This is a genomic window from Blastochloris tepida, from assembly GCF_003966715.1.
GTDB classification, from domain to species: domain Bacteria; phylum Pseudomonadota; class Alphaproteobacteria; order Rhizobiales; family Xanthobacteraceae; genus Blastochloris; species Blastochloris tepida.
In genome coordinates this window covers 184117-196155 of sequence record NZ_AP018907.1, presented here as the reverse complement: position 1 = coordinate 196155, position 12039 = coordinate 184117, and the positions used below count along the sequence as shown (strand labels likewise).

Below are 12039 nucleotides of genomic sequence, written 5' to 3'. Positions count from 1 at the left end.
TTCCAACCCGGGATCGTCCGCAGGAAAAGGCCCCCTTCCGGAAAACGGTCCCGGCTCGGCGCCGGATGCTGCGCATCCCGCGCCGTCCGGGACGACGCGAAACGGAAAACGGTCCCGGGTCGCGGGCGCTTTGCGCCCTTGCCCGGGACGACAGCCCGGCAACGCGCATCAAGCCGAATGCCGCGCCAGGATCTCGCGGATCGCGGCCGGAAGCTCGGCCTCGGTGGCCTCGAACTGGGCGAGGCGCTGGGCGCGGTATTCGGCGTTGGTCTCGATCGCCTTGGCCTGCTCGGTGCCCTCGATCAGGTCCTTCACCACCGCCTTGCCGGCCTCAATCTCGCTCTCGCCGATCATGATGGCGACGACGCAGCGCCGCTTGTCGGCATAGCGCAGGCCGCCCTTGAACGAGCCGCCGCCGAGATACATTTCGGCGGCGAAGCCGGGCAGCGCGCGCAAGCTCTCGTCGTCGCGAAGCTGTTGCACCAGCCGCATGCAGTGCGGCGCCAGCGCCGCGGTGCGCGGCACCACCACGACGGGGCCGACCGGCTCGGCGGAGGCCAGCTTGCCGAGCTTCTGAAGTGCTGCGGCGAGGCGGGAGACGCCGATCGAGAAGCCGGTGGCCGGCACCTTCTCGCCGCGGAAGCGCGAGACCAGCCCGTCATAGCGCCCGCCGCCGCCGACCGAGCCGAAGCGCACCGGCTTGCCGTCATCGCCGGGGATCTCGAAGGTCAGCTCGGCCTCGAACACCGGGCCGGTGTAGTATTCCAGCCCGCGGACGACGGAGGGATCTATAATAATTCGATCATCGTAGCCGGAGCATTTGCAATATTCGCGAAGCTCAACGAGCTCAGCGTGTCCCGCGAGACCAGATGAAGATTCTCCAACCGCCCTCTCAAAGCTGTCCAGCCGAAGCTTGTTCACAGATACGGCACGTTCTGCGCCAGTAGGCTCACCCCACCCTGTGAAAAGCAGCAACCGCTGAACCTGCTCCTCATTCAGCCCCGCTCCTTTTGTGAAATCTCCGCTGTCGTCCTTACGGCCCGGCCCCAGCAGCAACCGCACGCCCTCGACGCCCAGTCGGTCCAGCTTGTCGATCGCCCGCAGCACCGTCAGCCGCCGCCCGGCATTCTCGTCGCCGGCGAGGCCGATCGCCTCCATCACCCCGTCGAGAACCTTGCGGTTGTTGACCTTGATCACATAGTCGCCGCGCGCGATGCCCAGCGCCTCCAGCGTGTCGGCGGCCATCATGCAGATCTCGGCATCGGCCGCGACCGAGCCCGACCCCACCGTGTCGGCGTCGAACTGCATGAACTGGCGGAAGCGGCCCGGCCCCGGCTTCTCGTTGCGGAACACCCAGCCCGCCCGATAGCTGCGGTAGGGCTTGGGCAGCCGGTCGAAATTCTCCGCGACAAAGCGCGCCAGCGGCGCCGTCAGGTCGTAGCGCAAGCTGAGCCACTGCTCGTCGTCGTCCTGCAGCGAAAAGACGCCCTCGTTCGGCCGGTCCTGATCGGGCAGGAACTTGCCCAGCGCGTCGGTGTATTCGAACGCCGGGGTCTCGACCGCCTCGAAGCCGTAGCGCTCATAGACCTTGCGGATGGTGTCCAGCATGTCGCGGGTGGCGGCAAGCTCGGCCGGGCCGCGGTCGGCAAAGCCGCGCGGCAGGCGGGCGCTCACGCGGTGGGGCTTCTTGTCGGGCTTCGATTCGGACTTCGATTCGGACATGGCTCTCTCGGGTCCGGAGCCTCGCTCCGGTCCGGACCGGGGCTCCAACGCTTGCAGTCTCGCGTCGTCTGCCGCGAAACCGGCTCGGCCCTGGCGGAAAACACGCTCGGCCGGGTGCTAGCGCATTCTCCGCGAAAGTGGAAACCGGTTTTGCGAACGGTGCGTCGCGGCCCGGGGCGGGGGCTGGCGGCCGCGCCGGCCGACACTATCTTGGATCCATGATCGCAAAACCCGCCGTCCTCACTGCCATGCTGGTCGGCTTGGCCATGCCGGCCGGCCTCGCCATCGCGCCGCCGCCGGCTCTCGCCCAGACGCCGGTCTATGTGCCGAGCATGGGCTCGGCCCCCACCACCCGGATGCCGTCGACCTCGTCGTCCGGGCTGAAGGTCTACGTGCCCGAGACCGGCGCGAACGCGCGCCGCCAGCGCCCCACGCCCCGCATCCAGGCGGCGCCGCCGCAGCGCTACGACAACCGCAGCGCCACCGTGCCGATGCCGAGTGCGCCCTATGGCGGGCGCATCGAGGTGCCCGGCCAAGTGCGGCCCAACGAGACGTTCCAGGACCGCGCCATCCGCTGCAACCAATATGGCGGGCTCTACGGCTCCAAGAACCGGGCGGCCTTCGGCAACGCCTGCATCAACGGCAATTGAGAGGGGCGCGTCGCGGGCGGCCGTCGTCCCGGGCGAGCGACGCGAGACCCGGGAACGTCATCCGGAAAAGGTCACACGTCGGCAGGCGATCCCGGCTCGCGCGGCTGGCGCCGCTTGGCCGGGATGACCCCAGAACCAAAACCTACTGCGCGCCCCAAGCCTGGCGCTTGCGGTAGATGGTCGAGGGCGCGATGCCGAGCGCGGCTGCGGCCTTGGGGATATTGCCGTCGCAGGCCTTCAGCGCCCGCTCGATGATGCGCTGCTCCTGCACCACGAACGGCTCGACGGCGGCGCCCGCCTGCGGCGCCGGACTTGCCGCGAGCGGCGAGCCGGAGGCGACGATCGGCAGCGCCAGCATCGACGCCTCGACCGCCTCGCCATCGTGCAGCACCACCACGCGGCGGATGACGTTCTGAAGCTGGCGGACATTGCCCGGCCAGTCGCAGGCGGCGATCAGCCGCTCGGCCTCGGGCGTGAAGCCCTGGAAACTCTTGCCCTCCTCCGCCGCGAAGCGGGCGAGGAAGGCCCGCGCCAGCGCGATCACGTCGCCGCCGCGCGCCCTGAGCGGCGGCAGGTGGATCGGCAACACGTGCAGGCGGTAGAACAAATCCTCGCGGAAGCGGCCGGCCGCGACCTCCGCCGCCGGATCGCGATTGGTGGCGCAGACGAAGCGCACATCCAGCGTGCGGGTACGGCCGTCGCCGACGCGCTTGAGTTCGCCGGTCTGGATGAAGCGCAGGAGCTTCGCCTGCAGCGACAGCTCCATCTCGCAGATCTCGTCGAGGAACAGCGTACCGCCATTGGCGAGTTCGGCGGCGCCCGGCCGGTCGTCATGGGCGCCGGTGAAGGCGCCCTTCACGTGGCCGAAGATCTCGCTCTCCATCAGGTCCTTGGGGATCGCCCCGCAGTTCAGGGCGATGAACGGCCCGCCCGCTCGTGGCGAGCGGGCATGGATCGCTTCGGCGGTGACCTCCTTGCCGGTGCCGCTCTCGCCGGTGATGAAGGCCGGCGCCTTGGACGGCGCGATCCGCACGATCTGCTCGAACACCTCCTGCATCACGTCCGAGGTGCCGATGAATCCTTCGAACGATGATTCGGCCTCGGCCTCGGCCTGGGCCGCGCGCCGCGCCGGGCGGCGGGGGGCGGCGGCCTCCTTCGCCAGCAGCGCCTGCAGCCGGCGCACCAGCTCGGCCGGGGCGAACGGCTTCACCATGACGTCGTCGGCGCCGGCCCGCATCGCCGCCACTGCCAGCGACACCGAGCCCGAGCGGCTGGTGGCGATCACCGGCCCGGTGAAGCCGGCCTCGCGAATGGTTTCGATCGGTTCCGCGTCGCCTTCGATCGCCACCACCGCTGCAACGCAGCCGGGAAGCCGCGCAAGGCCGCGATCGAGCGCCGCAACGTCGTCGGCGACCAGTGCATGGTGGCGATCGAGCGTCGCAAGGCACAACCTGCGGACGACCGGATCGTCATCGACGACGAGTATGCGCCGGGGCTCGTGCGAGCCCGTCTTGATCTGCATGTCCAGGCGACCCCTCGACCAGGACGATTGCGCGGAGCCAGCCGGGATGCCCCGCTCCGCATGGCGCAACCTTCGCCCAACAGGGTAAAAAAAGCGTTGGCACTGCGGCCTTCCCGGAAATTGCCCAGGAAATTGTGAAGCCGGGCCGGCGTTTGCGCCCGCAGTGCTTTCCCCATGGTACTTTGACAGGCACCGGCGGCAGGACCAGTGTGGCCCGAACCATCCGCACAGGGAAAGCCGAGATGACCGCTCCGTCCGCGCGCGCCGCCGCCAATCCAACGCCCAACGATCTCGAAAGCTTCTGGATGCCGTTTACGCCCAACCGGGCGTTCAAGGCGGCGCCGCGGCTGATCGTCGGCGCCGAGGGATTGGAATATGTTACCACCGACGGCCGCCGCGTCATCGACGGCACATCCGGCCTATGGTGTTGCAATGCCGGGCATAATCGCGCGCCGATCGTCGAGGCGATCCGCCGCCAGGCCGGCGAGCTCGACTATGCCCCGCCCTTCCAGTTCGGCCATCCCAAGGCGTTCGAGGCGGCAAGCCGCATCGCCGCCCTGGCGCCGGGCGACCTCGACCACGTGTTCTTCGCCAATTCGGGATCGGAGGCGGTCGACACCGCGCTCAAAATTGCGCTGGCCTATCAGAATGTTACCGGCAAGGGCGGCCGCACCCGGCTGATCGGGCGCGAGCGCGGCTATCACGGCGTCGGCTTCGGCGGCATCTCGGTCGGCGGCATCGTCGGCAACCGCAAGATGTATGGCACATTGCTCACCGGCGTCGATCATCTGCCGACAATCTACAGTCGCGAACAGCAAGCTTTCACGAAAGGCGAGCCGGAGTGGGGCGCCCACCTCGCCGACGAGTTGGAGCGCATCGTCGGCCTGCACGACGCCTCGACCATCGCCGCCGTCATCGTCGAGCCGATGGCCGGCTCGACCGGCGTGCTGCCCTCCCCCAAGGGCTACCTGCAGAAGCTGCGGGCGATCTGCGATCGTTACGGGATACTGCTCATATTCGACGAGGTGATCACCGGCTTCGGCCGGCTGGGCTTTGCCTTCGCCGCCGAGCGCTACGGCGTGGTGCCGGACATCCTCACCTTCGCCAAGGCGGTGAACTCCGGCACCGTGCCGATGGGCGGCGCGATTGTGAGAAAGCCGGTGTTCGACGCCTTCATGCAGGGGCCGGAGGGCGCGATCGAGCTGCCGCACGGCTACACCTATTCCGGCCACCCGCTGGCGGCGGCGGCGGCCGTCGCCGCGCTCGACCTCTATCGCGACGAGGGCCTGTTCGAGCGCGCCCGCGCGCTGGAGCCGCGATGGGCCGACGCGGTGATGGCGCTGAAGTCCCTGCCCGGCATTCTCGACATCCGCACCGTCGGGCTCGCGGCCGGCATCGACCTCGACCCGCGCCCCGGCGCGCCCGGCCGGCGGGCCTATGAGGTGATGGTGGCGGCCTATGAGGCTGGCGCCATGGTGCGCGTCACCGCCGACACCATCGCGCTGTCGCCGCCGCTGATCGTCGACGACGCCACCATCGGCCGGCTCACCGGCATCCTGGCCGGAGCGATCCGCAAGGTGGGGTGACGGCTTACGGTGCTTAGATACCGTATCGCCTAGCCGGCCCGGCTGCCGCCGAGCCGCAGGCCGGGCGCCGGGCGCTCCTGCAGCACCTCGCGGCGGAAGCGGTAGAGCGCCGCCGGCCGGCCGCCGGTGGTCATCGAGGTCTCGCCGGTCGGCTCCACCAGCGCGCCGGCCTCCACCAGCCGCCGGAAGTTCTGCTTGTGCAGGTGCCGCCCGGAGATCGCCTCGACCGTGCGCTGCAGCGTGGTGAGAGTGAACTCGGCCGGCATCAGCTCGAACACCACCGGGCGGTACTTCAGCTTGGCGCGCAGCCGGGCGATGGCGGTGGCGAGGATGCGGCGGTGGTCGAACCGCATCGGCTCGCCGAGCGGCGGCAGGTCGGGCCGCGCCAGCGCCGCCTCGCGGCCATCTCGCTTGGCCTCCGCCACCAGCCCGGCCTCGTAGAGCAGCTCGTAGCGGTCGAGCACCTTCTCCTCGTCCCACGGCACCGCCTCGCCGCCGAAGGCGAGCCGCACCCGCTCGCGCCGGCCGAGCGCCCGGCCGGGCTCGCAGCCCGAGCCGGCCTTGGCCCAGCGGTCGATCGCCGGCAGCACCAGCTCGTCGAGGATGCGCGGCCGCCCGCCCCGCCAGTCCTCCCACGGGAAGAACCGGTACCACGGCAGGAAGCCGGCGCCGGCGGCGGCCAGCGCCGCCTTGTCCTCCGGCAGGCGGGTGAGCGCCAGATAGCCCACCGACACCACGTGCGGGCCGGTGTCGCCCTCGCGGGCGTGGCGGCCGCGGTCGCCGAAGGTGTAGAGCTGCTCGACATAGCCGATGTCGAGCGCGCTCTGCTCGGCGACGAACGCGCGCAGCGCGATCTCGAACGTCCGGTGGGCGAGCGGATCGAACGGCCCGTAGGGCAGGCCGAGCTCGCGGCCGGTGCGCGCCGCCAGGATCAGCGGCTGGTCGGCATCGACGGCGACGATGGCGGCGGCGAGGCCGATCTCGAGGGGCGTGCGCTGATCGCTCATCCGCAAATCGCTGGTCCGCAACTGACGCTCACCGGGTTCCGTGTGGTGGTACCACCCTTATGCGCGAGGCGCGGGCGCGGCTCAATCGAGCGAGAGGCTGAAGGGCGTGCCTTCCGGGCTCTCGACGCCGCGGCCGATCGCCTCGACCGCCGCCACCATGCGGCCGCCGCGGCCGAGCAGCGCATCGGCGTGACGAACGATGCGCAGATTGGGCGTGGCGGTCGGCGAGGCAGCGCGCAACGCCCGCGCGATCTCCAGCTCGTCGCGGCCCGGCGCCAGCGCGCAGACGGTGGTGAACGCCGCCGCCGTCGAGCGGCTGATGCCGGCCCAGCAATGCACCACCAGCGGCGCCGCGCGCTCAGCGTGCCACGCCCGCACGAAATGGAGCAGCCGGACCACGTGCGCCTCGCCCGGCGCGACGAAGCCCGGCACCTCCTCGACGATGTCGTTGATGCCGATGAACAAATGATTCGATTCGGCGATCGCTGCCGGCCGCGCCACGGAGGTTGCGGCATTGATCAGCGTCACCACATGGCGGGCACCCGTGGTTGCCACCGTGTCGTGCAGGCGGGCGAGCGAGCAGACATGGATCGAACAGACCTGAGACATGGCCGATATCATGCGGCCCCAATTCGAAACTGTTGTGATCGTTGTGCGTGCAATCCGATCAATTCCCCGACAGGGCGCGAAAACGCGTCAGGAATTTCCGTTCGGCCTCGCCGGCGGTCCACGGCGCGAGCAGCCGCTCGGTGCTGGCGGGATCGAGCTCGGGCGGGGCGCCGAAGAAGCGCCGCGCCTCCTCCTCCGAGAAGCCGGCGAGCCGCGTCGCCTCCAGATAGGCCGCGCCGCGGTCGGCCGCCTTGGTCAGCTTCACCAGTTCCGGCGGCTGCAGCGGCGGCAGGCCGAAGCGGATATGGATGGCGGCCAGCAGCCGCGCCTCCACCGACTTGTAGGCGCCGCCGATCACCGCCTTGAATGGCGAAATCATGTCGCCGATCACATATTCGGGCGCATCATGCAGCAGCACGACAAGCCGCCACGACCGGTCGACATTGGGCGCCATCCGCCGCGAAATCGATTCGACCAGGAGAACGTGCTGCGCCACCGAATAGATGTGCGGTCCCTTGGTCTGGCCGTTCCAGCGGGCGACCCGCGCAAGCCCATGGGCGATGTCCTCGATCTCGATGTCGAGCGGCGAGGGGTCGAGCAGATCGAGCCGGCGGCCGGACAGCATGCGCTGCCAGGCTCGCGGTTTTTCAGACGTATCGGGACGGGCCATGGTGCGTGCGGGCTACAGGAGGCGGCGGCGGCGGGCAAGCCTCGCGAGCGGCACCAGTGGGCCGCGCCGGCCGGCCGAACGGGGATGCGGCCAGCCCCCAGGCCCGTCCGTGGACGCCCTATCCGGATCCCCGCCGGTGGGATAACAAAGTGTCGGGCGCCCGCCGGGCGGGATCGATCCGTCCGGCTCATCGGGCATGCTGGCCGGGGTGCGGCAGGAGTGTGGGCATGAGGTTGCGTCTTCCGCCGTCTGCGGGCCACCCGGACGGACACGGTCGGTTCCACCCAGTCACGCCCAAGCACATCTCCGAGCACATGCCCACGCCAATCACGCCGATGCCGATCGTCCCTGCCAATCGCGCCCTTTTCAGTCGCGCCCCAGCCAGTCGCGCCCCTGCCCGGCCGCAGAGTCGCGTCGCATGATCAGACACCGGGCTGTGATCGAGATCCTGTATTTCGATGCAGGTGGCGGTCACCGCAGCGCCATGAGCGCGCTCAAGGAACTTCTCGACGCGCGCTACCCGGCGTGGCACGTCAAGCCCGTAGATCTGCAGAAGCTGCTCGAGCCGGCTGACCCGATCCACCGCCTCACCAACACCATCTCACGACCGCTGCACCGGTTCCTGGAGCCGATCGCGCCGAACCTCACGGTCGGCCCGGTGCAGGCGCAGGACATCTACAATACGGCGCTGAAGCGCGGGGTGTCGCTGGGGCTCGGCGCCATCCAGCCGATCCTGCAGATGTATATCGAGCTCAACGCCCCGAAGATCGAAGCCATCCTGCAGCGGCACTGGCGCCAGCCGGGCGCCGAGCAGCCGCACCTCGTGGTGTCGGTGGTGCCCAATTTCAATGGCGTCATCTTCCGCGCCCTGAAGGACGTCTACCCGGCAACGCCCTTCGTCACCATCATGACCGACATGGTGGACTGCCCGCCGCACTTCTGGATGGAGAAGCAGGACCAGTTCATCATCTGCGGCACCAAGAAGGCGGTGCGACAGGCCAAGGCAACGCGGTTCTACCGGCCGGAGAACATCTTCGAGGTCTCCGGCATGATCCTGCGGAAGTCCTTCTACCGGAAGCCCGGAGAGGTCAGGCTGACCCGCCGCGATCTCAACCTGCGCGACGACGTGCCCACTGCCATCATCATGTTCGGCGGCAACGGCACCTTTGCGGCAACCATCGACATCATCAACCAGATCGAGGCGGCCAAGCTGAATCTGCAGATGATCGTGATGTGCGGCCACAACAAGAAGCTCTTTGCCAATGTGCGCGGCCGTGCCGGCTGCCGCGCCGTCGGCTTCGTGTCCAATGTCGCCGATTACATGCAGTTGGCCGACGTCTTCATCGGCAAGCCCGGCCCCGGCTCCGTCAGCGAAGCCATCCATATGGGCTGCCCGGTGATCGTCGAAAGCAACGCCGACACCATGGTTCAGGAACGGCCCAATGTCGACTGGATCCTGGAGATGGGCGTCGGCATCGCCGTGAAGTCCTTCGAGAAGGACATCGTCGAGGCGATCCAGACGATGCTGCGCGACCTCGACACCTACAGGAAGAACATCGACCAGAACGTTCCCAAGAATTTCGCGGTGTTCGAGATCGCCACCATCCTGAACCAGATCATCAGCCGCAGCTTCCAGCGGCGGCGGATCAGGGTGTAATATGGTTTCCGGCTGATCAAGCTGGAGAACCGTATTCCGATCGTCGAAAATCCCGTTATCGGACACGGGATTTTCGGCGAGACTGTTTCCGGTATTCCGAAGGGATCAACCGGAAACCGTATAGCGCCGTAACCACAGACGCGAGAGACGCAGACGCGAGCGCCGCGCCCGGACGCAAGAGCCGCCAGAGACGCAAAAGCCGCCGGACCGTGAGGCCGGCGGCTTGATTGCAGTCTATCGGCGCCGGACGCCGGCGCGCTCAAACGTTCTCCGTCTGAGCCGGCCCGGGGCCCGCCTCACTCGGCGGCGATCGCCTGACGGTTGAGCGGCAGGCCGAGCTTCTTCCACACCGCCACCAGCGCCGTGGCGAGCTCGTCGACCAGCCCGTCATGGTGGAACGGCGAGGGAGTGATGCGCAGCCGCTCGGTGCCGACCGGCACGGTCGGGTAATTGATCGGCTGGATGTAGATGCCGTGCTCGGCAAGCAGCATGTCGGTGGCCGCCTTGCACTTCTCGGCGTCGCGTACCATCACCGGCACGATGTGGGTGTCGGTCGGCATCACCGGCAGGCCGGCAGCCGACAGCACCGCCTTGGTACGCGCCGCCTGAGCCTGCTGGCCCTGGCGCTCGGCGCCCGAGGCCTTGAGGTGGCGGATCGAGGCGGTGGCGGCGGCGCAGATCGCCGGCGGCAGCGCGGTGGTGAAGATGAAGCCCGCCGCGTGCGAGCGGACGGCGTCGACGACGGCCGCAGTGGAGGTGATGTAGCCGCCGAGGCAGCCGAACGCCTTGGCCAGCGTACCCTCGACCACGTCGATGCGGTGCATCTGGCCATCACGCTCGGCAATGCCGGCACCGCGCGGTCCGTACATGCCGACGGCATGCACCTCGTCGATATAGGTCATCGCCCAGTATTTCTCGGCGAGATCGCAGATTTCGCGGATCTTGCCGATGTCGCCGTCCATCGAATAGACGCTCTCGAACACGATCAGCTTCGGGCGGTCCTTGCCGGCAGCCTTCAGCAGGTCTTCGAGGTGTTCCATGTCGTTGTGGCGGAACACCTTCTTCTCGCAGCCGGCCTGCTTGACGCCCTCAATCATCGAGTTGTGGTTGAGCGAGTCCGACAGGATCAGGCAGTCCGGCATCAGCTTGGCGATGGTGGAGATGCCGGTCTGATTGGAGACGTAGCCGGAGGTGAAGACGAGGCCCGCTTCCTTGCCGTGCAGATCGGCAAGTTCGGCCTCCAGCATCACCAGCGGATGGTTGGTGCCAGAGATGTTGCGGGTGCCGCCGGCGCCGGTTCCCATGCGGGATGCTGTCTCAGTCATCGCCGCGACCACCGCCGGGTGCTGGCCCATGCCGAGATAATCGTTGGAGCACCAGATCACCACGTCGCGCGGCCCCTCGGGCGAGTGCCACGTGGCGTGAGGGAATTCCCCGGCGCGCCGCTCCAGTTCGGCGAAAACGCGATAGCGGCGTTCGGCCTTCAGACTATCGACGGCACCGCGGAAAAAATCTTGGTAATCCATGCTACGCTCCTCGGAGCCCTCTTGGGGCCGGTCCAGTGCATGCTTTAATCAGCATGGACTCCGGTCGCGCGCAACGGCCTTGATCTGTGTCAACACCAAGTGACAAAGACCGCCGATCGCGCGCCGCGCAGGCCTATTTTTCAGGCAGATGCAGCAGGATGGAAAGGGGCTGCGTCAATCTGCCCTGACAGTGGTATTTCAGTGCGCTTGCCGGCCCGGGCGGCGAAGGCCGGATCCGACGGCTTGACGGTGGCAATCCGCGCGGGAATCCCGCATGCAGAATCCACCTTGCAGGACCCACCGGCCGCCCGGCAGAGAGGATGCGCACGCCATGACCGACCCGCTGTCCGAAAGCTTCGGCACCACGACCGTCTCGCCGCAGGAACGCCGCGCACTGATCCGCCGCGTGTTCGTCGAGGTCGCCCCGCGCTACGACCTGATGAACGACCTGATGAGCTTCGGCATCCACCGGCTGTGGAAGCGCCGGTTCGCGGCGCTGGCCGCGGCGAAGCCCGGCGAGACGGTGGTCGACCTTGCCGGTGGCACCGGCGACGTCGCACGTCTGATGGCCCAGAGCGGCGCCGCGGTGCTGGTGGTCGACCCGTCCACCGCGATGATGCTGGCCGGCCGCCGGCCCGATGACCGGGTCCTGTTCGTCGGCGGCGAGGGCGAGCACCTGCCGTTCGCCGACAACTCGATCGACTGCCTCACCGTCTCGTTCGGCATCCGAAACGTCACCCATCTGGGACGGGCGCTGACCGAGATCTGCCGGGTGCTGAAGCCAGGCGGACGCTTCCTGTGCCTGGAATTCTCGCGCGCCCACCCGGTGATCCACCCCTTCTATCGGGCATGGTCCTCGACCGTGATCCCGGTTCTCGGCGCGGGCGTCGCTGGCAGTCCCAGCGCCTACCGCTACCTCATCGAATCCATCCGCCGCTTCCCCGACCAGCAGGCGTTCGCCGGCCTGATCGGCGAGGCGGGGTTGGAGGGCGTGCGCTGGATCGACCTGTCCTTCGGCATCGCCGCCATCCACATCGCGACGAAGCCGGGAGGTTGATCGGACTACGGTTCTCCGACCCTGCAGGCCGGA

10 protein-coding genes are annotated in these 12039 nt (G+C 68.5%); 4 read left to right on the top strand and 6 right to left on the bottom strand.

Features of this window, described 5'->3' with window-relative positions:
* Positions 1-168: 168 nt before the first annotated feature.
* Complete coding sequence (gene hisS, locus BLTE_RS00820; protein WP_126396708.1) at positions 169-1722, bottom strand: histidine--tRNA ligase; 1554 nt, start codon at positions 1720-1722, stop codon at positions 169-171.
* Positions 1723-1940: 218 nt separating this feature from the next.
* Here hisS and BLTE_RS00815 point away from each other — a divergent pair, with 218 nt between their 5' ends.
* Positions 1941-2372 (top strand): hypothetical protein, encoded by a 432-nt coding sequence (locus BLTE_RS00815; protein ID WP_126396706.1) that lies wholly within the window; start codon positions 1941-1943, stop codon positions 2370-2372.
* A gap of 142 nt (positions 2373-2514) precedes the next feature.
* Here BLTE_RS00815 and BLTE_RS00810 read toward each other — a convergent pair whose 3' ends face one another.
* Entirely contained in the window at positions 2515-3894 is a 1380-nt protein-coding gene (locus tag BLTE_RS00810) for a sigma-54-dependent transcriptional regulator (RefSeq protein ID WP_126396704.1), read from the bottom strand.
* A gap of 242 nt (positions 3895-4136) precedes the next feature.
* Here BLTE_RS00810 and aptA point away from each other — a divergent pair, with 242 nt between their 5' ends.
* Positions 4137-5480 carry an omega-aminotransferase AptA gene (aptA, locus tag BLTE_RS00805; RefSeq protein ID WP_126396702.1) on the top strand — a complete coding sequence of 448 codons (1344 nt, stop codon included), beginning with the start codon at positions 4137-4139 and terminating at the stop codon, positions 5478-5480.
* Between the two features lie 29 nt (positions 5481-5509).
* On the opposite strand, the gene BLTE_RS00800 is transcribed toward aptA, so the two are convergent.
* The 3 genes from BLTE_RS00800 to BLTE_RS00790 form a co-directional block, all read right to left on the bottom strand.
* Entirely contained in the window at positions 5510-6487 is a 978-nt protein-coding gene (locus BLTE_RS00800) for an NUDIX hydrolase (RefSeq protein WP_126396700.1), read from the bottom strand.
* Between the two features lie 81 nt (positions 6488-6568).
* Positions 6569-7096: a tyrosine phosphatase family protein gene (locus BLTE_RS00795; protein ID WP_126396698.1), complete on the bottom strand. Its 528-nt coding sequence runs from the start codon at positions 7094-7096 to the stop codon at positions 6569-6571.
* A gap of 58 nt (positions 7097-7154) precedes the next feature.
* Positions 7155-7721: an HD domain-containing protein gene (locus BLTE_RS00790; protein WP_425290284.1), complete on the bottom strand. Its 567-nt coding sequence runs from the start codon at positions 7719-7721 to the stop codon at positions 7155-7157.
* A 463-nt stretch (positions 7722-8184) separates the two neighbouring features.
* On the opposite strand from BLTE_RS00790, the gene BLTE_RS00785 reads away from it, so the two are divergent.
* Positions 8185-9423, top strand: coding sequence for a glycosyltransferase (locus tag BLTE_RS00785; protein ID WP_160140477.1), 1239 nt, complete (start codon positions 8185-8187; stop codon positions 9421-9423).
* Positions 9424-9719: 296 nt separating this feature from the next.
* Here the strand turns inward: BLTE_RS00785 and hemA are convergent, their stop codons facing one another.
* On the bottom strand, positions 9720-10949 hold the full coding sequence (gene hemA / locus BLTE_RS00780; protein ID WP_126396692.1) for a 5-aminolevulinate synthase: 1230 nt from the start codon (positions 10947-10949) through the stop codon (positions 9720-9722).
* A 331-nt stretch (positions 10950-11280) separates the two neighbouring features.
* Between hemA and BLTE_RS00775 the strand changes: the two genes are divergently transcribed.
* On the top strand, positions 11281-12006 hold the full coding sequence (locus BLTE_RS00775) for a class I SAM-dependent methyltransferase (RefSeq protein ID WP_126396690.1): 726 nt from the start codon (positions 11281-11283) through the stop codon (positions 12004-12006).
* Positions 12007-12039 lie beyond the last annotated feature (33 nt).